The 21,779-nt window shown below is 69.5% G+C and carries 20 protein-coding genes; 10 read left to right on the top strand and 10 right to left on the bottom strand.

Annotated features, from left to right (window positions below):
• Positions 1–67 precede the first annotated feature (67 nt).
• Positions 68–775, bottom strand: a complete 708-nt coding sequence (locus tag AB0L71_RS19720; protein ID WP_365244236.1) for a hypothetical protein — start codon at positions 773–775, stop codon at positions 68–70.
• Entirely contained in the window at positions 768–1,349 is a 582-nt protein-coding gene (locus AB0L71_RS19725) for a sigma-70 family RNA polymerase sigma factor (RefSeq protein ID WP_365244239.1), read from the bottom strand. The genes AB0L71_RS19720 and AB0L71_RS19725 overlap by 8 nt, the downstream gene beginning before the upstream one ends.
• Positions 1,350–1,568: 219 nt before the next feature.
• Between AB0L71_RS19725 and AB0L71_RS19730 the strand changes: the two genes are divergently transcribed.
• From AB0L71_RS19730 to AB0L71_RS19745, 4 genes are all read left to right on the top strand, one after another.
• Positions 1,569–1,742, top strand: coding sequence for a hypothetical protein (locus AB0L71_RS19730; RefSeq protein ID WP_365244241.1), 174 nt, complete (start codon positions 1,569–1,571; stop codon positions 1,740–1,742).
• 73 nt (positions 1,743–1,815) lie between these two features.
• On the top strand, positions 1,816–3,675 hold the full coding sequence (locus AB0L71_RS19735) for an ABC transporter ATP-binding protein (protein WP_365244244.1): 1,860 nt from the start codon (positions 1,816–1,818) through the stop codon (positions 3,673–3,675).
• 219 nt (positions 3,676–3,894) lie between these two features.
• Positions 3,895–4,641 carry a hypothetical protein gene (locus tag AB0L71_RS19740; protein WP_365244247.1) on the top strand — a complete coding sequence of 249 codons (747 nt, stop codon included), beginning with the start codon at positions 3,895–3,897 and terminating at the stop codon, positions 4,639–4,641.
• A 135-nt stretch (positions 4,642–4,776) separates the two neighbouring features.
• A complete protein-coding gene (locus AB0L71_RS19745) occupies positions 4,777–5,643 on the top strand; it encodes an MOSC N-terminal beta barrel domain-containing protein (protein WP_365244250.1) in 867 nt (288 codons plus the stop codon).
• Positions 5,644–5,710: 67 nt separating this feature from the next.
• On the opposite strand, the gene AB0L71_RS19750 is transcribed toward AB0L71_RS19745, so the two are convergent.
• Positions 5,711–6,310 (bottom strand): DinB family protein, encoded by a 600-nt coding sequence (locus tag AB0L71_RS19750; protein ID WP_365244253.1) that lies wholly within the window; start codon positions 6,308–6,310, stop codon positions 5,711–5,713.
• A gap of 123 nt (positions 6,311–6,433) precedes the next feature.
• Between AB0L71_RS19750 and AB0L71_RS19755 the strand changes: the two genes are divergently transcribed.
• The gene (locus AB0L71_RS19755) at positions 6,434–6,940 is read left to right on the top strand and encodes a GNAT family N-acetyltransferase (RefSeq protein WP_365244256.1); all 507 of its coding nucleotides are present in this window, start codon (positions 6,434–6,436) and stop codon (positions 6,938–6,940) included.
• 239 nt (positions 6,941–7,179) lie between these two features.
• On the opposite strand, the gene AB0L71_RS19760 is transcribed toward AB0L71_RS19755, so the two are convergent.
• Entirely contained in the window at positions 7,180–7,689 is a 510-nt protein-coding gene (locus AB0L71_RS19760; RefSeq protein WP_365244258.1) for a hypothetical protein, read from the bottom strand.
• A gap of 155 nt (positions 7,690–7,844) precedes the next feature.
• Positions 7,845–8,495: a DsbA family protein gene (locus tag AB0L71_RS19765; RefSeq protein WP_365244261.1), complete on the bottom strand. Its 651-nt coding sequence runs from the start codon at positions 8,493–8,495 to the stop codon at positions 7,845–7,847.
• Positions 8,496–8,627: 132 nt separating this feature from the next.
• Between AB0L71_RS19765 and pepN (AB0L71_RS19770) the strand changes: the two genes are divergently transcribed.
• The 4 genes from pepN (AB0L71_RS19770) to AB0L71_RS19785 all read left to right on the top strand — a co-directional run bounded on the left by pepN (AB0L71_RS19770) (position 8,628) and on the right by AB0L71_RS19785 (position 17,224).
• The gene (gene pepN / locus AB0L71_RS19770; RefSeq protein WP_365244264.1) at positions 8,628–11,237 is read left to right on the top strand and encodes an aminopeptidase N; all 2,610 of its coding nucleotides are present in this window, start codon (positions 8,628–8,630) and stop codon (positions 11,235–11,237) included.
• Between the two features lie 202 nt (positions 11,238–11,439).
• Positions 11,440–12,510, top strand: a complete 1,071-nt coding sequence (locus tag AB0L71_RS19775; protein WP_365244267.1) for a hypothetical protein — start codon at positions 11,440–11,442, stop codon at positions 12,508–12,510.
• 182 nt (positions 12,511–12,692) lie between these two features.
• Positions 12,693–15,992, top strand: a complete 3,300-nt coding sequence (locus tag AB0L71_RS19780; protein WP_365244271.1) for a S8 family serine peptidase — start codon at positions 12,693–12,695, stop codon at positions 15,990–15,992.
• A gap of 203 nt (positions 15,993–16,195) precedes the next feature.
• Positions 16,196–17,224 carry an aspartate-semialdehyde dehydrogenase gene (locus AB0L71_RS19785; RefSeq protein WP_365244274.1) on the top strand — a complete coding sequence of 343 codons (1,029 nt, stop codon included), beginning with the start codon at positions 16,196–16,198 and terminating at the stop codon, positions 17,222–17,224.
• Between the two features lie 77 nt (positions 17,225–17,301).
• Here AB0L71_RS19785 and AB0L71_RS19790 read toward each other — a convergent pair whose 3' ends face one another.
• Together AB0L71_RS19790 and AB0L71_RS19795 are read right to left on the bottom strand one after the other, a co-directional pair.
• Positions 17,302–17,649, bottom strand: a complete 348-nt coding sequence (locus tag AB0L71_RS19790; protein WP_365244277.1) for a type II toxin-antitoxin system PemK/MazF family toxin — start codon at positions 17,647–17,649, stop codon at positions 17,302–17,304.
• Positions 17,636–17,866: a ribbon-helix-helix domain-containing protein gene (locus tag AB0L71_RS19795; protein ID WP_365244280.1), complete on the bottom strand. Its 231-nt coding sequence runs from the start codon at positions 17,864–17,866 to the stop codon at positions 17,636–17,638. Before AB0L71_RS19795 ends, AB0L71_RS19790 begins: the two co-directional genes overlap by 14 nt.
• Positions 17,867–17,966: 100 nt before the next feature.
• Between AB0L71_RS19795 and pepN (AB0L71_RS19800) the strand changes: the two genes are divergently transcribed.
• The gene (gene pepN, locus AB0L71_RS19800; protein ID WP_365244283.1) at positions 17,967–20,543 is read left to right on the top strand and encodes an aminopeptidase N; all 2,577 of its coding nucleotides are present in this window, start codon (positions 17,967–17,969) and stop codon (positions 20,541–20,543) included.
• Between the two features lie 97 nt (positions 20,544–20,640).
• Here the strand turns inward: pepN (AB0L71_RS19800) and AB0L71_RS19805 are convergent, their stop codons facing one another.
• From AB0L71_RS19805 to AB0L71_RS19815, 3 genes are all read right to left on the bottom strand, one after another.
• The gene (locus AB0L71_RS19805) at positions 20,641–21,045 is read right to left on the bottom strand and encodes a type II toxin-antitoxin system VapC family toxin (protein ID WP_365244286.1); all 405 of its coding nucleotides are present in this window, start codon (positions 21,043–21,045) and stop codon (positions 20,641–20,643) included.
• On the bottom strand, positions 21,038–21,334 hold the full coding sequence (locus AB0L71_RS19810; RefSeq protein ID WP_365244289.1) for a PhdYeFM domain-containing protein: 297 nt from the start codon (positions 21,332–21,334) through the stop codon (positions 21,038–21,040). The genes AB0L71_RS19805 and AB0L71_RS19810 overlap by 8 nt, the downstream gene beginning before the upstream one ends.
• A 199-nt stretch (positions 21,335–21,533) precedes the next feature.
• Entirely contained in the window at positions 21,534–21,761 is a 228-nt protein-coding gene (locus AB0L71_RS19815; RefSeq protein WP_365244292.1) for a hypothetical protein, read from the bottom strand.
• Between the last annotated feature and the right edge of the window lie 18 nt (positions 21,762–21,779).

Here is a 21,779-nt window from a genome sequence, read left to right on the forward strand (position 1 = left end):
CCGGTACGTCGAGCGCGCGGTCCCGTCTGTGACCGCTCGTTGCCGGTGTCCGAGGACCCGGTCAGCGCTAGAGCTGCTGGAAGGAGGCGCTCGCGAGCACGGTTCCGTCCGGGTTGAACAGGCGCAGACCGGTGACCGGCGACGCGCCGGCGGCAAAGGGCGCGCCCCAGGAGCCGTAGCCCTTGGGGTTGAGGGCGAAGGAACCGACCGTGACGGTGGAGCCGTCGGCCCGCTGCAACTGGCAGCGAACGGTGCCGGAGTGCCCATCGGCGTCCACGGACATGTACAGCCAGGGCGAGGGCCCGGTGTAGAGGTAGACCTGCCCGAACGAGTGGCCCGCGTGGGTGAGTTCGGCGGTGCGCAGTTGCGGCTGCGCCGGTGCGACGATGGGCGCGACCGGGGCCGGGCGGCCGAGGGACGCGCCGAGTACCCAACCGCCTCCGCCGAGGGCCAGCCCCGCCGCCGCTGCCGCCGCGGCGAGGGTGAAACGCCGCCACAGCACCCGCCTGCGCAGGCTCTGCGGGCTGCGCGCGGAGGAGATCCCGAGCCGGTCGATCACCCGGTCCTCGAAGCCGGCCGGCGGTTCGCTGCCCGGGACGAGGTCCAGCAGCGCGTCCGAGGTCGCTGTCAGCTCGTGGAGGTGCTCGCGGCAGGCGGGGCAGTGCTCCAGGTGGTCCATCGCCTCGGCCCGCTCCTTGGCCGGCAGCACGCCGAGGGCCAGTTCCGCACCGGTCTCCCGGAGGTGCTCGCAGGTGAACCCGTCGTGGTCAGTCATGGTCCACCTGCCTGGTCGCGAGGGATTCCCGGACCTTGCCCATGGCTGCCCGTATCCGGGTCTTGGCGGTACCGAGCGGTATGCCCTCGAAGTCGGCGACCTGTCGGGCCGTCATCCCGTAGATGCCGGCCATCACCAGAGCGCGTGCCTGCTCCCGCGGCAGCTCGGCGACGGCGCGGCGCAGTTCCGTCGCGGTCTCGGTGGAGAGTGCGTGCCGCTCCGGTGTGTCGGTGATCGTCTCCATCATGCTCTCCAGGTCCGCGGGGTCGACCGGAGTGGCCTTGCGGGTGCGTACGGCGTCGATCGCGAGGTTGTGCGCGATCGACGCCAGCCAGGTGGGCACCGACCCGCGGCGCGGGTCGTAGACCTGAGCGTGCCGGCAGGCGCGCTCGAAGGTCTGCTGAGCGATGTCCTCGGCGAGCTGGACGTCGCCCACCACGGCGATGGCCACGCCGAAGACGCGACGCTGGAACCGCCGGACGAAGGCCACGGCGATCTCGGGATCGCCGGTCATGAGTCCGGCCAGCAGCGCTTCGTCGGGCACCCGCTCCAGGGGGATGCCAATCCTGCGCACACTCCTTACGTAGCACGGGCACGCGGGGATTGCCCGCGCCGGGCAGCCCCGGAGCGGCGGAAGGACGGGCGCGGGCCCCGGCATCCGTGCACGGCGAGGACGGCGGGCGGATTCGGGCAGGACGGCGGGCAGATCCAGGCGGGGCAATTTCCCGAAAAGGCAATCCGCTGAGCGTTCCGGAGCGTATTCCGTCTGGAAGCCTCTTCAGGAGGGAAGCTCATGACGATCTTCAGTCATCTCATCCCCACCGATTACCGTCGCGACAGGAACGACCGGATGTCGCGGCACTCGGACCACCACGGAAGGGACCATGGTCGCGACCACGGGCACGGCGGTGACCACGGACACGGCGGTGACCACGGTCATGGCGGTGACCGCCACGGCCGCTACTAGTGATCGCACTGGACGGCTGAGCGGGCCAGGGTTCCTGGTCCGCTCAGCCGCTGATTCCTGAGGAACGCGTCCCATGAGGCGTGTCTCGGTTCATGCGCTGCTGCGCCGACTGCTGTCGGTGGCGGATGATTCCGATGCGGTCGTCGCCGCCGCGCCACCGGTCGCCCCGCGTGAGGTGTTCCGGCGCTTCTGGCCCTACACCCGCGGTGGGCGTCGCTGGCTCGTTCCGATAATCGCCTTCAGCCTGATCGGTCCCGTTGTCGAAGCGGCCGAGATCTGGCTCTTCAAGATCGTGGTGGACGACGTCCTCGTGCCACGCGATCTGCGCCCCTTCCTCTGGATCGCCCTGGCCTACACCGGGCTCTTCCTCTGCTCCGGCATGGTGGGCTTCGCCGACGACGTGATGTCCACCTGGGTCGGCGAGCACTTCCTGCTGATTCTCCGGTCGGATGTGTTCCAGCATGTCCAGGGCCTCTCGCTCGGGTTCTTCGAACGACGGCGGCTGGGGGACGTCCTGTCGCGCATCACCGGCGACGTCGACGCGGTGGAGACGTTCCTCCTCTCCGGGGTGGCGGACGGCCTCTATCACCTGATCCGGCTGGGCCTCTTTCTCGGCCTGCTGTTCTACCTGCGCTGGGACCTGACTCTGCTCGCCCTCGTCATCGTGCCGCTCTTCTGGTGCGCGGCCCGGCACTTCTCCCGGCTGATCAGGGCCGCGTCACGGGAACAGCGCCGGCGCAGCGGCTCGATCAGCGCGATCACCGAGGAGTCGCTCGGCAACATCGCGCTGGTGCAGGCGTACAACCGGCAGGAGACGGAGGCACACCGGTTCGAGCGCGAGAGCACGGGCAGGTTCCGCGCGGCGATGACCTCGGCGCGGATCCACGCCGTGTACAGCCCGATCGTGGAGGTCTTCGAACTGATCGGTGCGCTCGCCGTCATGGGCCTGGGTACGTGGAAGCTGGCGCAGGGGCAGCTCACGCTGGGCGGGCTGCTGGTCTTCCTCGCGCTGCTGAGCAGTCTCTACGGCCCGGTTCGCGAACTGTCCCATCTCATCAACACGTTCTACGGGGCGGCCGCCTCTGCCGAGCGGATCATCGAGTTGCTCGACCAGCACCCCCAGGTCGTCGAAGCCGCCGCACCCCGGCGGATCGGGCGCGCTCGCGGCGACATCGAGTTCCGGGGGGTGTCGTTCCGTTACCCGGGTGCACCCCGGTGGGCCCTCGCGGATGTGTCGTTCCACGTGATGCCCGGCACGACGCTGGCGCTGGTCGGCGCGAGCGGCGCGGGGAAGTCCACGGTCGGGAAGCTGCAACTTCGCTTCTACGACCCGGATCAGGGGGCGATCCTGCTCGACGGCACCGATCTGAGGGAGCTGCGGCTGTCCGAGCTGCGCGAGAACATCGCGGTGGTGCTGCAGGAGACACTCGTCCTCCACGGCACCGTACGGGAGAACATCGCCTACGGCCGCCCGGACGCGGCGGAGGCGGACATCGTCGCGGCGGCCCGCGCCGCCGACGCCGACGACTTCATCCGGCTGCTCCCCGAGGGTTACGACACCGTGGTCGGCCAGCGTGGTCGCACCCTGTCCGGCGGGCAGGCCCAGCGGCTCGCGATCGCCCGCGCGATGATCAGGGACGCCCCCGTCCTGATCCTGGACGAACCGACCACCGGGCTCGATGCCCGGTCGGCCCGCCGGATCATGGAACCGCTGCGCCGGCTCATGGCCGGGCGGACCACCGTCGTCATCTCCCACCATCTGCTCACCGTCCACGACGCCACGTCCACCGTGGTGCTGGACCGCGGCCGGGTCGTCGAGAGCGGCACGCACGAGGAGCTGCTCCTGCGTGACGGAACCTACGCCCGGCTGAACGGGGTCGGCGGCGGCCCCGCCCTGGCCGGCTCCCCGCCACCTCGTCGGGTGTCCTCGTGAGCCGCGCACCGTGAGCCTCACCGTCGCCCGGCGGGACCGGCCCACCGAGCACCTCGCTCCGCCCGTCCGTGCCGTCCTCGACGATGCCGCCCGCGCGACAGACCGGACGATCACGTTCCGGCACCTCCCCGCCCGTTGTCCTGCCGACGCTGCCACCCCTCCAGTTGAATGGCTCCGAAGGGCGGCACCCGGTGCCCGGTCGCAGGGGGAGAGGCAGAGTTGAGCAGTCCAGGTGACGGCACACCGCCGAATCGACGGATCGGGGAGATAGCGGCGCTGATCTCGGCGATCACCGCTGTCATCGGTCTGCTGCTTGCCGTGTTCGGGGTCCCGCTCGTCGGCGGCTCCCCGACCAACCGGACCGTCGCGGGTGACGCCGCCCGGGCCACCTCCTCCGCGTCCGCGTCCGCGACGGCGAGCGTCGAGCCGGTCCCCGCGCCCTCGGCGTCCTCCAGCCCCTCCCTCTCCCCCTCGCCCCTGCCCAAGGGCTGGCACCGGGTCGGCGACCCCGATCTCACGGTCGCTTTCGCCCTGCCGAACGGCTGGATCCAGAAGGAGGACAACGACATCCAGAACACCTGGAAGTCCCCGGACGGCGCCTTCGACATGAGCGTCAAGCGGGACACCTCGTACGGATCGACCGCCCAGGCGGCCTCCGCCGGGCAGCTCGCCTGGTACCGCGACACCGGCCAGTCGTCGATGGCCGGTCTCAAGGCCGTCACCCACACCACCCGGCAGAACGGCCGGGACGCCCTCTGGCTGGAGATCGACTACCACTGGGTGCACCAGAGCGAACCCCGCAAGCGCGTCGAAGTCTTCGTCGCGGGAGAGGCGGGCCGCGTCTACCAACTGCTCGTCGACACCGCCGCCACCCCCGAGAAGCTCACCACCCAGCGGAAGTTGTTCACGACCGCCCGCACCCATCTGCTGATCGATACGAACGCGTCGTCCCGGACCACGTCCTGAGCCGATGCGCCCGCACCGCGGCAAGGCCGGACAGCTGACCCGGCGATGCAGGGTGGGTGCGAGAATGGATGGCCCCATGATCCCCACACCCGCAGCCCCCACCGCGCTCCGAGCGCCTGCCCCGGAAGGTACCTCGTGACGATCACCGTTCAGGAACTCGTCTCCTACCCGGTCAAGGGCTGCTCCGGGATCACGGTCGATACGGCACGGGTCGGCGTGACCGGCCTCAAGCACGACCGGACATTCATGGTGGTGGACGCGGTGGACGGTGCGTTCCGCAGCCAGCGCACACATCCGGCGATGGCCGCGATCAGCGTCGAAGTCCTCGATGACGGGGCGGCGTTGGCCCTGTCCGCCGAGGGTGTCGGGCCGCTGCGCCTGGACGTCGACCCGGACGGCCCGCGCCGCGAAGTCAGCATGTTCGACCGTCCTCTGGGTGCGGCAGCGGACCAGGGAGATGAGGCGGCGGAATGGTTCTCCGCCACGCTCGGTGCGCAGTCTCGTCTGGTACGTGTGGTCCCCGGTTTCGACCGGGACGGCTGGGGCGACACCCCGGGCAAGGTCAACTTCGGGGACGCCCACGCGGTGCTGGTCGCCTCGACGGCCTCGCTGGACGACCTCAATGCCCGCATCGCCGCGCGGGGCGACGCGACACCCGTCCCGATGAACCGATTCCGCCCCAACATCGTCCTGACCGGCGACGACGAACCGCACTTCGAGGACCGGATCCGCAGTATGTCCGTCGGTACCGCCGAACTCGCCCACGCGGTACGAGCGACGCGGTGCAGCGTCCCGCTCGTCGACCAGCGCACCGGCCGCCGCGTCGGCCCGGAACCGGTCCGGACTCTGGCGACGTACCGGCGCGAGCCGGACTACGGCAACAAGGTGAGCTTCGGCTCGAAGAACGCGGTCGTCCGCGAGGGCGTGGTGAGCGTCGGGGACGTGGTCGAGGTCAGGGAGTGGCTCAGCCGGACAGGGCCCCGGCTTTCACCCCAGCGATGAACGCGGCCCGGCCCGCGAGTGAGAGGCCGGCCCCGCGGCCGGTGGGGTCGGCGGCATCAGGGCGGAATCAGCCGTTGCCGACTTCGCGCGCCACGCGTTCCAGTCGGCTCCGGTGGCTCTCCCACCATGCCTGGTCGCCTGGCGGCATGTTGTCGCTGCTCTTCACACACCCGACGCTCCCGTCGATGAGTTCTCGCACGATGTCGGCGTGGCCGGCGTGACGCTGGGTATCGGAGATCACCCGCACCAGGATGTGGTGCAGCGTCGTCTCTCGGCGTTCCTCCGGCCACCACGGGACTGAGCCGATCGCGTCAAGCGTCAGCGTCGCAATCGTGCTGTTGGAGTGCTCCCACGCCTGGCGATACAGCCCGACGATCTCTTCGCGCGACTCGTCGGCAGTGGCCCACATGTCCGCGTTGGGTTCTGCGTCCTCCGTGTACCACCAGGACGGCGGTGCGTCACGGAAGAACGGCCGCCCGAATGTGTCGCCGAAGTACCCCAGCTCCACACCGGTGACATGTTTGACCAGCCCCAACAGGTTCGTGCCTGTGGGGGTCAACGGGCGGCGGATGTCGTATTCCGAGAGCCCATCGAGCTTCCACAACAAGGCATCACGCGCATCTTGCAGGTATCGGAGAAGGTCCGCTTTCGGATTCGGTTCGATCACATCGGGCAGTCTTCCACCCGGCACTGACAGTCAAGCTCCGGCAGCCCTCGGGTGAGATGCCGTCGGGAGTGGCATGGCAGCGGGGCCTCGGTGCAGGGGGAGGCGAGATCTATGCTCGGCCATATGATCGAGAGCCAGCGGCTGTTCATGCGACCTCTGCGTGTGTCCGACGTCGACGCCTTCGTCGAGCTCCATACCGACCCTCAGGTCAACCGCTTCGTCGGGTCATTCTCGCGTCACCAAGCACGGGAACGACTCACTGCGATCGAACGGCAGTGGGCCGAGCGAGGCCATGGCCTGTGCGCGATCGAGCTCAAGTCGAGCGGCGAGTTCGTCGGCCGGAGCGGCCTGCAGTACTGGGAGCAGTTCGACGAGGTGGAACTGGGTTGGACCCTTCGAACCGATCACTGGGGACGCGGGTATGCGACCGAGGCCGCCCGGGCATGCCTGGAATGGGGTTTTGCCACGCTTGACGCCCGCTACTTCACAGCTCTCATCCGTCCGGGCAACGAGGCGTCGGTGAGGGTGGCCGAGCGCCTGGGGTTCGCGCCGCGTCGAGAGGACCACCTGCAGGGCAACCCAGTCACGGTGTACGCCGTGGACCGTCCGGCCCACCTGCCCTCTCGTTGACCCTTCGCATGAGTTGCGACAGCACGACTTCTCTCCGCAACAGGGTCAGCCGGCGCGACCGATCATCTGGCGCCGGCAACGGCGGCCCACGTCCGGGAATCGATTCCGCCGGATCACGCCGACCCGGAACACGCCCCACTTCGACTGTGCAGGCGTCAGCGCCGATTCCGGGGCGCGGGAATCAGCGAACCGGGTGTCCCTCCGAGTGACCGATCCCGGTGATGTAGATGAACCGGCGGTCAGTCCCCCACCTCTGCGGCCGATCGCGTGCTCAAGAACTGCTTCGCTGCCTCAACCGCTTCCCCGCATAGATCCTCGTAAGAGACTCCCCAACTCTCCTCCCAGCACTCCAAGTTGTCCGCGCAATGGACGAGCGACTCCAGCTCTTCGGGGCGCCCGAGGCCATCGGAGATGTCAACCCAGATGAGCTGGGTGCCAGTGGCTGGATCCAGGGATCCGTCGGCGATCTGTCCGGCGATCCAGTAGGCCAGCGCCCACTTCGCGGCCCGAGGATCAGCGGGCGCGACGAAGAGCAGCCCCAACTCCTCCAACACCCGGTCGAAGAGTTCCGGAGCTTCAGGCTCCTCGCTCCGGAGGAGGCCGGCCAGCATGGCGAGGGAGGGACTCTCAACCCCGGCAATCAGCGCCTCCAGCCCTGTCTTGATGAGCCGGTCGGACCCGACGTGCCTACCGAACGCCCTCTCGCGCGCGATGTGGCCGAGCTGTTCGAGAGCGTCGTCGCGGGTCATCACAGTCTCCTCGATCGGCAGCTGGGAGAACGAAGCTCGCATATCTCGATCCCGGCGGGGTCACGCCGATCCGGACCACGCCTCACGATACGCGCGAGACGGCTCGGTGCGGGCCCCGACGACAACAGGCCCCGCACCGCACCGCGCGGAAAGCGTCAGTCGAAGATCGGCCCCTGGGTACGGGTCCGCTTGATCTCGTAGAAGCCGGGGACCGACGCCACCAGCAGCGTGCCGTCCCACAGCTTCGCCGCCTCCTCGCCCTTCGGGGCGGGGGTGACGACCGGGCCGAAGAAGCCGATCTCCTCGCCGTCCGGGCCCGGGACCGCAATGACCGGGGTGCCGACGTCCTGGCCGACCTTGTCGATGCCCTCCTTGTGGGAGGCGCGCAGCTCGGCGTCGTACGTCTCGGAGTCCGCGAAGTCCGCCAGCTCGGCCGGCAGGCCCACGTCCTGGAGCGCGCCCAGGATCGCCTCGCGGGTGGGGCCCTCGCCCTGGTTGTGGAAGCGGGTGCCGAGCGCGGTGTACAGCGGGCCGACGATGTCGTCGCCGTGCTTCTGCTGGGCGGCGACGACGACGCGTACCGGGCCCCAGGCCTGGTTCGCCATCATGTCGCGGTACTCCTCGGGCAGCTCGTCGAGCCGGTCCTCGTTGAGGACGGCCAGGCTCATCACATGCCAGCGCACCTCGACGTCGCGGACCTTCTCCACCTCCAGCATCCAGCGGGAGGTCATCCACGCCCAGGGACAGAGCGGGTCGAACCAGAAATCGGCAGGGGTCTTGCCGGTCGCCGTGCTGTTGTCAGACATGCCTCTCCTCATCAGGGCGTTTCGCTCCTGTGGCCGAGAACGCCTCGGGTTCACCAGCCATTCCCCTACGCCGGGCCGAAGGGCGGCGTGGGAGGATCAAACCCTGAGAACATGACACAAAGGAGTGTGCCCGTGCCCGGTGAGAACCTGTCCCGCGACGAGGCCCGCGTACGGGCCGAACTGCTGAGCGTCGACAGCTACGCGGTCGCCCTCGATCTGCGTTCCGCCGTCGGCGGGCCCGACGAGAACGGCGACGACGCCTCCTCGGGCCCGCGTACCTTCCGCTCGGTGACGACGATCCGGTTCCGCACCGCGCGCGGGGGCGCGTCGACCTTCGCGGACCTGGTGGCGCCCAGCGTGAACGCGGTGACGCTCAACGGGCAGCCGCTCGACCCCGCCGTCGTCTTCGACGGGACCCGGGTGGCGCTGGAGGACCTGCCGGAGGGCGACAACGTCCTGGTGGTCGACGCGCAGTGCGCGTACAGCCGGACCGGTGAGGGGATGCACCGGTTCGTCGACCCGGAGGACGGCGAGGTCTACCTCTACACGCAGTACGAGCCGGCCGACTCCCGGCGGGTCTTCGCCAACTTCGAGCAGCCCGACCTGAAGGGCACCTACCGCTTCGAGGTGACGGCGCCGCAGGGCTGGACGGTCTGGAGCAACGGGGTCGCGGAGACGCAGGACGGCGAGGTGTGGCGGTTCGCCGAGACGAAGCCGATCTCGACGTACATCACCGCGATCGTGGCCGGTCCGTACCACTATGTGACGGATTCCTACAGCCGTACGTTCGACGACGGCACGACGCTGGAGATCCCGCTCGGCGCGCTGTGCCGCAAGGGGCTCGCCCGCTACTTCGACGCGGACGACATCTTCCTCGTCACCAAGCAGGGGCTGGACTTCTTCCACGACAACTTCGACTACCCGTACCCGTTCGGGAAGTACGACCAGGCGTTCGTACCCGAGTACAACCTCGGTGCGATGGAGAACCCGGGCTGCGTCACGTTCCGCGAGGAGTACATCTTCCGCGGCAAGGTGACGCAGGCCTCGTACGAGAGCCGGGCCAACGTCATCCTGCACGAGATGGCGCACATGTGGTTCGGCGACCTCGTCACCATGCAGTGGTGGGACGACCTGTGGCTGAAGGAGTCCTTCGCCGACTTCATGGGCGTCTTCGCCATGGTGGAGTCGACCCGCTTCGAGGACGGCTGGATCACCTTCGCCAACAACCGCAAGGCCTGGGCGTACCGTGCCGACCAGCTGCCGTCCACCCACCCGATCACGGCGGACATCCGTGACCTGGAGGACGCCAAGCTCAACTTCGACGGCATCACGTACGCCAAGGGCGCCTCGGTGCTGAAGCAGCTGGTCGCCTACGTGGGGCGGGACGCGTTCCTGGAGGGTGCCCGGCGCTACTTCAAGAAGCACGCCTGGGGCAACACCCAGCTGGGTGACCTGCTGTCGGTGCTGGCCGAGACGTCGGGGCGCGACATGACCGCATGGTCCCGGTCGTGGCTGCAGACCGCGGGCGTCAACTCGCTGACTCCGGAGGTCACCTACGACGCGGCGGGCCGGATCACGGAACTGGCGGTGCTCCAGGAGGCGGCCGAGTCCCACCCGGAGCTGCGGCCGCACCGGGTCGCGGTCGGTCTGTACCGGCGGGCCGTCGACGGCAACCTGGTGCGGTACGCGCGCGCCGAGGTGGATGTGGCGGGGCCGCGCACGGTGGTCGGGGAGCTGGCCGGGGCCGAGCGTCCCGAGCTGGTCCTGGTCAACGACGACGACCTCACGTACTGCAAGGTCCGCTTCGACGAGGCGTCCCTGGCCACGCTGCGGGAGCACCTCGGCGACATGACCGATCCGCTGGCCCGGGCCCTGTGCTGGTCCGCGCTGTGGAACCTGACCCGGGACGGCCTCATGCCGGCCCGTGACTTCGTCTCGCTGGTGCTGGCCTTCTCCGGCAGGGAGTCCGACATCGGGGTGCTGCAGATGCTGCACACCTGGACCCGGACCGCGCTGGTGCACTACGCGGCGCCGCAGTGGCGCGAGGAGGGTGGCCGCGCACTGGCCGAGGGTGCGCTGCGGGAGCTGCGGGTGGCCGATCCGGGCAGCGAGCACCAGTTGGCGTGGGCGCGGTTCTTCGCGTCGGTGGCCGACTCGGAGGCGGACTTCCAGCTGCTGTCCGGTCTGCTCGACGGTTCGGCCCGGATCGACGGCCTGGATGTCGACCAGGAGCTGCGGTGGACGCTGCTGTCGCCGCTGGCCGCGCACGGGGTGGCCGACGAGTCGGTGATCGACGCCGAACTGGCCCGGGACGACACGGCGTCCGGGAAGCGGCACCAGGTGCGGTGCCTGGCCTCGCGGCCGTCGGCTGCGGTGAAGGCGCAGGCCTGGGCGGGCGTCGTGGAGTCGGAGGCGCTGTCCAACGCCTTGGTGGAGGCGACGATCACCGGGTTCGAGCAGTCCTCGCAGCGGGAGTTGCTGGAGCCGTACACGGGGAAGTACTTCGCCGCGATCGAGCGGGTGTGGGCCGAGCGGTCGATCCAGATCGGAATGGCCGTGGTGCGGGGCCTGTTCCCGGCGCTGCAGGACCATCCGGCGACGCTGGAGGCCACCGACGCATGGCTGGCCGCCCACGCAGAGGCGGCGCCGGCGCTGCGGAGGCTGGTGCTGGAGGCCCGGGACGATCTGGCGCGGGCGCTGCGGGCCCAGGAGTGCGACGCGGCGGCGGCAGGACGCGCGTGACTTCAGGTGCCGGGGCCCGGTGGGGCCCCGGCACGGTCCTCGCGCACCGGGCGGTCCGGGCCGGAAGGGCCCAAGGGGGCTTGCGGCAGGACGGCCCTTGTCGGCCATCGAACACGCGTACTTTAGGGCGGCGTTGTCCTGAATTGTCGACGAGCGTGTAACAGGGGTTAGTGCCGCGACCGGGTGCGGGATACCCCGGAGCATGACCCAGAACATCCCACCCTCCCCCTCCCCTCTCCGCATCACCGGCGATCTCCGTCAACGCGTGCTGTCCGCAGCACAGTTGAAGGCGCATGGCGTGTCCGCCGCCGAGGCCGCCGCGCAGTGCGGAGCCGGTGGGCCGTGGCAGCAGCCGCTGCCCGGTGTGTACGTCCTGCATCCGGGAGCCCCCACCGGCGAGGAACTGCTGCGTTCCGCACTGCTGTACGCGGGCCGGCCACCGGCGGCCGGCCGCCGGAAGGCACCCGCGCAACGGAACCCGGACACGGACCCCGAGTACGGCGAGGCCATGCTGACCGGACTCGCCGCGCTCGCCCTGCACGGGCTCGCGACCGCGCCGCCGCCCGTGCCGTCGGACCGGATCGACGTGCTGGTGCCGCACGTCCGCCGGATGCGTTCGGTCCGGTACGTGCACCTGGTACGGACCTCCGAACCGCCCCGTCCCGAGCGGGTGCGGGACCTGCCCGTGGCGCCGGTGGAGCGGGCGCTCGCGGACGCGATCGCCGGGCTCGGCGATGCCATGGCCGTACGCGGCCTGCTCATCGAGGCGGTACGCGGCGGACACTGCGAGCCGGCCGCCGTGGTGGACGAGCTGGACCGGTCCGGGCTGCTGGGCAGCCCTCAGATGGCGGGCGCCGTCGACTCGTTGTTCACCGAGGAGCGGACACGGGCGGAGGCCCGGCTGTACGACATGGTGCGGACGTACGGCCTGCCCGAGCCGCTCTGGAACGTCGGCCTGCGCCTGCCCGCAGGGCCGTATCTGGGCGGGGTGGACGCCTACTGGCCCGAGGAGGGGGTCGCCGTGGTGCTCGACACCACAGCGCCGTGGCGCAACAGGTTCGACGACGGCCGGCCCTCGGTGGAGCAGGACGCGCGGTGGTCCGCGTACGCCGGCGGCCGGGAGCGGCTGGAACGGCTCGGCGTGACCGTCGTCCCGCTGTCGCCGGAGAAGCTGTGCGACGCACGGGAGCAGCAGGTGGTCGTGGTACGAACGGCCCTGATGGCGGCGGCCGATCGCGAACCGGCGGCATATGTGATGGTACTGCCCCGTTGATGACGGCCCCTCAAATGCCCCTCTTTTTACCGTTTCATCCCTGATGACACATCAGTCGCGCTGGCGGAATTGCGCCATGTCTACATCTCGCCCCTTGGAATGTCTCCACAAACCCCTGTCATTTACGAAAGGGTGAGCGGTCATCCGGTACCGAATTCCGGACTCTCTCTTTCACTTCAGGGATGCTGATGATCTCCGAGTCCCCCCGTTCCATACCCGGGGCCAGACGCGCAGCACGCGTGGCGGCTGCCGCAGGCCTGGTGGCCGCACTGGCCGCCACCGGCGCCGCCCCGGTCTTCGCCGCCGATGACCCCGCTCCCGTCAAGTCCGGTGCCACCGGCGCCGCGACCGACAAGCTCGGCCAGTCCGACGCCGATGTCCTCGCCGAGGCCAAGGCCAAGGGCGAGAAGAACATCACGATGATGGTCGCCACCGCCCCCGGTGCGACCGAGAAGGTCGCCGAGCAGCTGGACGCCGTCAAGGGGTCCGTGCTGGGACGCACCTACGACAAGCTCGGTTACGTGCGGGCCACGGTGCCCACCGCGTCCGCCGAGGCGACCATCAAGGCGGCCTCCAAGCTGTCGTCCGTGTACGGCATCGATCTCAAGCAGGAGATCGAGCTGGACGACCCGACCCCCACGGCCGACCGGGCCGCCGGGGCGTCGACGAAGACCACGGGCACCTACGCGGCGCCGGGCAAGAACACCCCGGCGAAGAACCCGTACAACCCGTCCTTCGAGACGGGCGCGGTCGACTTCGTCAAGCAGAACCCGAAGGCCGACGGCCGCGGCGTGACCATCGGCATCCTCGACTCGGGTGTCGACCTCGGCCACCCGGCGCTCCAGAAGACCACCACCGGCGAGCGCAAGATCGTCGACTGGGTGACGGCCACCGACCCCGTCAACGACGGCGACCGCACCTGGCTGCGGATGTCGGCCTCGGTCTCCGGCCCGACCTTCACCATCGGCGGCCGTACCTACTCGGCGCCGGCCGGCTCGTACAAGATCCAGCTCTTCTCGGAGGCCGCCACCAAGGGTGGCGACATGGCCGGGGACCTGAACCGGGACGGCGACACCACCGACGTCTGGGCCGTGCTCTACGACCAGGCCGCCGGCACCGTCCGGGTCGACCTGAACAACGACGCGGACTTCACCAACGACGACGTGATGAAGCCGTACAAGGACGGCCACCAGGTCGGCTACTTCGGCACGGACGACCCGACGACCGAGGTCGTCGAGCGCATCCCGTTCGTCGTGGAAACCCGCAAGGACGTCGTGTACAACGCGGCCGGCGCCACGGCCGACTACGTCAACATCGGTGTCATCGAGTCCGAGCACGGCACCCACGTCGCGGGCATCACCGCCGCCAACGGCCTCTTCGGTGGCGCGATGAACGGCGCCGCGCCCGGCGCGAAGATCGTCTCCTCGCGTGCCTGCACCTGGGACGGCGGCTGCACCAACATCGCGCTCACCGAGGGCATGATCGACCTCGTGGTCAACCGCGGTGTCGACGTCATCAACATGTCGATCGGCGGCCTGCCGGCGCTCAACGACGGCAACAACGCCCGTGCGCTGCTGTACAAGCGGCTCATCGACACCTACGGCGTCCAGCTGGTCATCTCGGCCGGCAACAGCGGCCCCGGCCTCAACACCATCGGTGACCCCGGTCTGGCCGACCACGTCATCTCCGTCGGCGCGACCATCTCCAAGGAGACCTGGGCCGCCAACTACGGCTCGCAGGTCACCAAGAAGTACGACATGATGCCCTTCTCCTCGCGCGGTCCGCGTGAGGACGGCGGCTTCACGCCGACCCTGTCGGCCCCCGGTGCCGCGATCAACACCACCCAGACCTGGCTGCCCGGCGGCCCGGTCAAGGAGGCGGGCTACGACCTGCCGGCCGGTTACTCCATGCTGCAGGGCACCTCGATGGCCTCGCCGCAGGCCGCCGGTGCGACGGCGCTGCTGCTGTCGGCCGCCAAGCAGAAGCACATCGATCTGGAGCCGGCCGCCCTGCGTACCGCGCTGACCAGCACCGCCACCCAGATCAAGGACGTGCCCGCGCACGCCCAGGGCGCCGGTCTGATCAACATCGTCGGCGCCTGGAAGCAGATCGAGAAGCAGAGCTCCCCCGCACACGAGTACACGGTGCAGGCCCCGGTCGACACCTCGATCGACTGGGCGCTGAAGACCCCCGGCTTCGGTACCGGTCTGTACGACCGTGAGGGCGGCCTCCAGGTCGGCCAGAAGAAGTCGTACGACGTCACGATCACCCGCACCACGGGTGCGGACACGGCCGTCAAGCACCAGCTGTCGTGGAAGAACAACGACGGCACCTTCAAGCTGACCGGCTCCGGCACGGTCTCGCTGCCGCTGAACACGCCGGTGACCGTCAAGGTCCAGGCACAGCCCCGCTCGGCGGGCGCGCACAGCGCGATCCTGCAGGTCGACGACAGCAAGACGGTCGGCATCGACCACCAGATCCTCTCCACGGTCGTCGTCTCCGCGAACCTGACGGAGCCCTCCTACGCCTTCTCGGCGAAGGGCTCGGTGCAGCGCAACGGCACCACGTCGTACTTCGTCAACGTCCCCGAGGGCGCGAAGACCCTCGAGGTCGCGATGAGCGGCCTGCGTACGGGCAGCCAGACGCGGTTCATCGCCATCCACCCCTACGGGACGCCGGTCGACCCCACCACCACGACCTACTGCTACCCGAACTACGAGAACCCCGCCAACACCTGCCGCCCGGACGTGCGCTCCTACAAGGACCCGCAGGCCGGCGTCTGGGAGATCGAGGTCGAGGCACGGCGCACGTCGCCGCTGCTGGACAACCCGTACACGCTCGATGTCTCGCTGCTCGGCGCGACCTTCGACCCGGCCGTGCAGACCCTCGCCGAGGCGAAGGTCGGCACGCCGGCCGCGGTGAACTGGACCGTCACCAACAACTCCGGTGACCTGGAGGGCACGCTCAAGGGCGGCTCGCTGGGTTCGGCCAAGGTTGCCACTCCGTCGATCCAGACGGGTGACGTGCAGGAGTACACGGTCACCATCGGTGAGGGCGTCGAGAAGCTCGACGTCGCCATCGGGGGCACGTCGGACACCAACGCCGACATCGACCTGTACCTCTACAAGGGCGACACCGTGGTGGCCAAGTCCACCACGGCCGGGTCCGAGGAGGCGGTCAGCCTGACGAACCCCGCCGCCGGTGAGTACACCGTCGTGATCGACGGCTACGACGTCCCGGCCGGGACGACCACGTACAACTACCGCGACGTGTACTACACGCCGTCGCTCGGCACGATCACCGCCGACGAGTCGAAGGCCGTGAACCTGGCCAACGGCGCCTCGGCCCAGATCAGTGCCGAGGTCTCGGTCGCCGGTGCGGCGCCCGAGGGCCGGCAGTTCTTCGGCGAGGTCCACCTGGTGAACAGCCACGGGACCGCGGCGGGCACCGGCAGCGTCGTGATCGAGAAGGTCACGCAGTAGCCGGTGCGGACGCGGCGGTGACCTCGGTCGCCGTGTGATCCGTACGACAGTGGGGCGGGCGCTCTGTGGAGCTCCCGCCCCACTGCGCTGTCCACCGGGCAGATGCTGTCCACAGCTCGGACAATGGATTGGACAAGGAAGCCGGGGACATACGCATCATGGATCGGGCAACCGTGCCAGTTCGTACGTTCGAAGGAGTTCCCGTGAAGGTCGGAATCGTCGGCGCCACCGGTCAGGTCGGCACAGTCATGCGCAGGATTCTGGCCGAGCGGAAGTTCCCGGCCGACGAGCTGCGCCTGTTCGCCTCCGCACGCTCCGCGGGCTCCACGATCGAGTGGGAGGGCCGGGAGATCACCGTCGAGGACGCCTCGACCGCCGATTACACCGGGCTCGACATCGTGCTGTTCTCGGCCGGTGGCGCGACGTCGAAGGCGCTCGCCGAGAAGGTCGCCTCCCAGGGCGCCGTCGTGATCGACAACTCCTCCGCCTGGCGCAAGGACCCCGAGGTCCCGCTCGTCGTCTCCGAGGTCAACCCGCACGCGATCGCGGACCGGCCCAAGGGCATCATCGCCAACCCGAACTGCACCACGATGGCCGCCATGCCAGTGCTGCGCCCCCTGCACGACGAGGCAGGCCTGCTGACGCTGACCGTCGCCACCTACCAGGCGGTGTCCGGTTCCGGCCTGGCCGGTGTCGCGGAGCTGCACGGCCAGGCGTCCAAGGTCGTCGCCGAGGCCGACAAGCTCACCCACGACGGCGAGGCCGTCGACTTCCCCGAGCCGGGCGTGTACAAGCGGCCGATCGCCTTCAACGTGCTGCCGATGGCGGGCTCGATCGTCGACGACGGCTCCTTCGAGACCGACGAGGAGCAGAAGCTCCGCAACGAGTCCCGCAAGATCCTGGAGATCCCGGAGCTCAAGGTGTCCGGCACCTGCGTCCGGGTGCCGGTCTTCTCCGGCCACTCGCTCCAGGTCAACGCACGTTTCTCCCGTCCGATCAGCGTCGAGCGCGCCTACGAGCTGCTGAAGGACGCCCCGGGCGTCGAGATCTCCGAGATCCCCACCCCGCTGCAGGCGGCCGGCAAGGACGCCTCCTACGTCGGCCGGATCCGGGTCGACGAGACGGTGGACAACGGCCTCGCGCTCTTCGTCTCCAACGACAACCTGCGCAAGGGCGCGGCGCTGAACGCGGTCCAGATCGCGGAGCTGGTGGCGGCCGAGCTGAAGGGCTGACGCGGTCACGCGTCAGCTGACACGTCGCATGTGAAAAGGGCGGCCACCGGTGCTCGGTGGTCGCCCTTTCGTGTCCGTCAGAGGGCGAGGTGTCGACGCAGGGCGGCGTCGATCTCGGCCATGCGCTGGCGGGGGACGGCGCCGACTCGCTTCAGGAACCGCTCCCGCGCCATCGCGCGCACCTGCTCGCACTGCACCTTGGAGTCCTTCGGCAAGCCGCTCTCGGCTGCCCGGAGCAGCACCTGGAACGGATAGACCCGAGAGGTGTTCGAGGTCAACGGCGCTACCGTGATCACGCCGCGCCCCGTCCGCGCTACCGCGGCATTGGCGCCGTCGTTCGAGACGATCACCGAGGGGCGGGCCTTGTTGGCCTCGCTGCCGCGCACCGGCTCATAGTCGATCAGGTAGATGTCACCGCGTCTCATCGGTCAGCCCGTCCCCCGAGAACGTGTCCCAGAACTCGGCGTCGCCGCTCGCATCCCATTCCGCGAACGCCGCCTCGTAGTCGGCTTCCGCGTTCGAGGCGCGCAGCAACTCGATGGCGGCGTGTATCACCGCGGAGCGGGAGTCCGCGTCGATCTTCGTGGCGTACTCGTCGACGAAGGCGACATCCTCCTGCGGCAGGCTCACACTGATCTTCATACCATTGATGCTACCAAGGTAGCCCACCATTAGCTACTCCACTGAAGCCGGGCGACGTGGAAGGATGACCCGAAACATCGCATACCAAGGAGATGACCGCGTGCCTGGCACCAATCTGACCCGCGAAGAGGCACAGGAGCGGGCGCGCCTGCTGACCGTGGACGCGTACGAGATCGATCTCGATCTCTCCGGAGCACAGGAGGGCGGCACCTACCGGTCCGTGACCACCGTGCGCTTCGACTCCGCCGAAGCCGGTGCGGAGACCTTCATCGACCTGGTCGCCCCGGCCGTGCACGAGGTCGAGCTGAACGGCCGGGCGCTGGATGTCGCGGCCGTGTTCCGCGACTCGCGCATCACGCTCCCGCACCTGGTGGCCGGCTCCAACGAACTGAAGGTCGTCGCCGACTGCGCGTACACCAACACCGGCGAGGGCCTGCACCGCTTCGTCGACCCGGTCGACCAGCAGGCGTACCTCTACACCCAGTTCGAGGTGCCGGACGCCCGCCGGGTGTTCGCGAGCTTCGAACAGCCCGATCTGAAGGCGACGTTCCGGTTCACCGTGAAGGCGCCGACGGGCTGGACGGTCATCTCGAACTCGCCGACGCCCGAGCCGCAGGACGACGTCTGGTCCTTCGAGCCGACGCCCCGCATCTCGACGTACATCACGGCCCTGATCGTCGGCCCGTACCACGCGGTGCACAGCAGCTACGAGAGGGACGGCCAGTCCGTTCCGCTCGGCATCTACTGCCGTCCGTCGCTGGCCGAGTACCTCGACGCGGACGCGGTCTTCGACGTGACGCGGCAGGGCTTCGACTGGTTCCAGGAGAAGTTCGACTACGCCTACCCGTTCGCCAAGTACGACCAGCTGTTCGTCCCGGAGTTCAACGCGGGAGCGATGGAGAACGCGGGCGCGGTCACCATCCGCGACCAGTACGTGTTCCGCTCCAAGGTGACGGACGCGGCGTACGAGCGGCGTGCGGAGACCATCCTGCACGAGCTGGCGCACATGTGGTTCGGCGACCTGGTCACCATGGAGTGGTGGAACGACCTGTGGCTGAACGAGTCGTTCGCCACCTACACCTCGGTCGCCTGCCAGGCGTACGCGCCCGGCTCGAAGTGGCCGAACTCCTGGACCACCTTCGCCAACACCGAGAAGACCTGGGCCTACCGCCAGGACCAGCTGCCCTCCACGCACCCGATCATGGCGGACATCCGTGACCTGGACGACGTGCTGGTCAACTTCGACGGGATCACCTACGCCAAGGGCGCCTCGGTCCTGAAGCAGCTGGTGGCGTACGTCGGCATGGACAAGTTCTTCCAGGGCGTCCAGGCGTACTTCAAGGCGCACGCCTTCGGCAACACGCGCCTGTCCGACCTGCTGGGCGCGCTGGAGGAGACCTCCGGGCGCGACCTGAAGACCTGGTCGAAGGCGTGGCTGGAGACGGCGGGCATCAACGTCCTGCGCCCCGAGATCGTCACGGACGAGAACGGGCACGTCACGTCCTTCACCGTCCTCCAGGAGGCCCCGGCGCTCCCCGCGGGCGCGAAGGGTGAGCCGACCCTGCGGCCGCACCGCATCGCGATCGGCTGCTACGACCTCGACGGCTCCGGCAAGCTGGTCCGTACGAACCGGATCGAGCTGGACGTCGACGGCGAGCGCACGACCGTGCCGTTCCCGGCCGGCACCGCCCGCCCCGCCGTGATCCTCCTCAACGACGACGACCTCTCGTACGCGAAGGTCCGCCTCGACGAGGAGTCGCTGCGCGTCGTCACCGAACACCTCGGCGACTTCACCGAGTCCCTCCCCCGCGCGCTGTGCTGGTCCTCCGCCTGGGACATGACCCGCGACGGCGAGCTGGCCACCCGGGACTACCTCTCCCTGGTGCTCTCCGGCATCGGCAAGGAGTCGGACATCGGCGTCGTCCAGTCGCTGCACCGCCAGGTGAAGCTGGCCCTGGACCTGTACGCGGCGCCGGAGTGGCGCGAGGCCGGACTGACGCAGTGGACCGAGGCCACTCTGGCGCATCTGCGCGCGGCGGAGCCGGGCAGCGACCACCAGCTGGCCTGGGCCCGCGCCTTCGCGGCGACGGCGCGCACCCCGCAGCAGCTGGACCTGCTGCAGTCGCTGCTCGACGGCAAGGAGACGGTCGAGGGTCTGGCCGTCGACACGGAGCTGCGCTGGGCGTTCGTCGAGCGGCTGGCCGCCACCGGCGTGTTCGAGGAGGACGAGATCGCCGGAGAGTACGAGCACGACAAGACGGCGGCGGGCGAGCGCCACGCGGCCACCGCCCGCGCGGCACGTCCCACCGAGGAGGCGAAGGCGGAGGCGTGGGCCTCGGTCGTCGAGTCCGACAAGCTGCCGAACGCCGTCCAGGAGGCGGTGATCGACGGCTTCGTCCAGACCGACCAGCGCGAACTGCTGGCCCCGTACACGGAGAAGTACTTCGCGGCGGTCAAGGGCGCCTGGGACTCGCGCAGCCACGAGATGGCGCAGCAGATCGCGGTTGGCCTCTACCCGGCCGTTCAGGTCTCCCAGGCCACCCTGGACGCCACGGACGCCTGGCTGTCCTCGGCGAACCCGAACGCGGCCCTGCGCCGTCTGATGTCGGAGTCGCGCGCGGGTGTGGAGCGCGCACTGAAGGCCCAGGCCGCGGACGCGGCGGCGGCCACGGCGTAACACGCGGACGGCAAGCGGTCAGGGGCGCTCCCGCTGAAGGGCGGGGGCGCCCCTGCTTTCCCTCCCGCCGCCTCTTCGCCGGACGGCGGTTGCCGGCTCACACGGCGATGACCTCCACGCCTTGCTCCAGGCCCTTGAAATCATCCGGGTTGCGCGTGTAGAGCGGCAGCCCTTCGGCGGCTGCGACGGCCGCGATCATGAGATCCATGCGGCGCGGGCGAGGGTTCCGGCCTGCTTTGACGACCAGCGCGACGAGCGTGCCATACCTGCGCGCGGCTTCCCTGCTGAAAGGCACGGCGTCGAAGTCCGCCTCCACGTCGGCCAGCCGCTGCGCCCTTGCCATCATGTCCACCGGGTCGCCAGCCATGGCGACTCCCTGGGCGAGTTCCGCCAGGACGATCGTGGGAACGGCCATCTCCACCGGGAGCCTCTCGGGGGCGATGTCCGGCAGATCAATGACGACGCAGGTGTCCAGCACGCCCTGCTGACGGCGTTCAGCCATGGTCTCGCCCCGGCTCCCGCTCCCAAGGGTCGTCGCACTCGCCGACCCGGTCCTCGTTTCCGAAGAACGCGTCGGCCTCCGCACGCATACGCGCGGAGTCGACTCGCGGCGCGGTCCGCCACTTGCGCTGCATCTCCTCGACCGAGACGAATCTCCGCCGGGTGCTCAGCGGCCGGACTTCGGCGATCTCTATCCCGTTGCGGGTCACGTGATAGACCTCGCCCGCTTCCACATCATCCAGGACCGCTTTGGAGCGGGCGGCAAGTTCCCTTTGGGTGATGGTCTTCATACCTCGAACGTAGCACGCCGCAATACACTGCGACACGCGAACGCCCGGGGCAAACTCCTGCCCGGCGGGGCCGGGCGCTCCTCGCGCGTCTCCCGGCATGGGGCGGGAGCAGGGGTGATCCAGCGGCACCCGCGTCCGGACATGCGTGTGCGCCGCACGGTACGGGGTACCTGCGGCGCACGCGGGAGGGTGCTGGGGGCTAGGCCTTCTTCGACTTGTCGAGGACCATGACCAGGCCCGCGATGACCACGAACAGGGCGATGGGCAGCAGGACGAACCAGCCGACCGTCTCCATCGCACTCAGGCCGGGGCCCGGGTCGTCACCGGCGTCACGGGTCAGCGCAAGCGCGGGGGACGACATGAGCAGCATCATCAGCGTCGTACCGGCCGCCACGGCGCCGGCGCGCATTGCGTTCTTCTTGTCCACGGTGCAAACGTAGCGAAC

Origin of the sequence: Streptomyces sp. NPDC052052 (genome assembly GCF_040680455.1) — a bacterium.
Classification (GTDB): Bacteria; Actinomycetota; Actinomycetes; order Streptomycetales; family Streptomycetaceae; genus Streptomyces.

Excerpts from the sequence above, each read along its gene's own strand:
- AB0L71_RS19755 (WP_365244256.1), top strand. The coding sequence starts at position 6,434 with ATGATCGAGAGCCAGCGGCTGTTCATGCGACCTCTGCGTGTGTCCGAC.
- AB0L71_RS19735 (WP_365244244.1), top strand. The coding sequence starts at position 1,816 with ATGAGGCGTGTCTCGGTTCATGCGCTGCTGCGCCGACTGCTGTCGGTG.
- AB0L71_RS19765 (WP_365244261.1), bottom strand. The coding sequence starts at position 8,495 with ATGTCTGACAACAGCACGGCGACCGGCAAGACCCCTGCCGATTTCTGG.
- AB0L71_RS19805 (WP_365244286.1), bottom strand. The coding sequence starts at position 21,045 with ATGGCTGAACGCCGTCAGCAGGGCGTGCTGGACACCTGCGTCGTCATT.
- AB0L71_RS19775 (WP_365244267.1), top strand. The coding sequence starts at position 11,440 with ATGACCCAGAACATCCCACCCTCCCCCTCCCCTCTCCGCATCACCGGC.
- AB0L71_RS19790 (WP_365244277.1), bottom strand. The coding sequence starts at position 17,649 with ATGAGACGCGGTGACATCTACCTGATCGACTATGAGCCGGTGCGCGGC.
- AB0L71_RS19720 (WP_365244236.1), bottom strand. The coding sequence starts at position 775 with ATGACTGACCACGACGGGTTCACCTGCGAGCACCTCCGGGAGACCGGT.
- AB0L71_RS19760 (WP_365244258.1), bottom strand. The coding sequence starts at position 7,689 with ATGACCCGCGACGACGCTCTCGAACAGCTCGGCCACATCGCGCGCGAG.
- AB0L71_RS19795 (WP_365244280.1), bottom strand. The coding sequence starts at position 17,866 with ATGAAGATCAGTGTGAGCCTGCCGCAGGAGGATGTCGCCTTCGTCGAC.
- AB0L71_RS19730 (WP_365244241.1), top strand. The coding sequence starts at position 1,569 with ATGACGATCTTCAGTCATCTCATCCCCACCGATTACCGTCGCGACAGG.
- AB0L71_RS19810 (WP_365244289.1), bottom strand. The coding sequence starts at position 21,334 with ATGAAGACCATCACCCAAAGGGAACTTGCCGCCCGCTCCAAAGCGGTC.
- AB0L71_RS19780 (WP_365244271.1), top strand. The coding sequence starts at position 12,693 with ATGCTGATGATCTCCGAGTCCCCCCGTTCCATACCCGGGGCCAGACGC.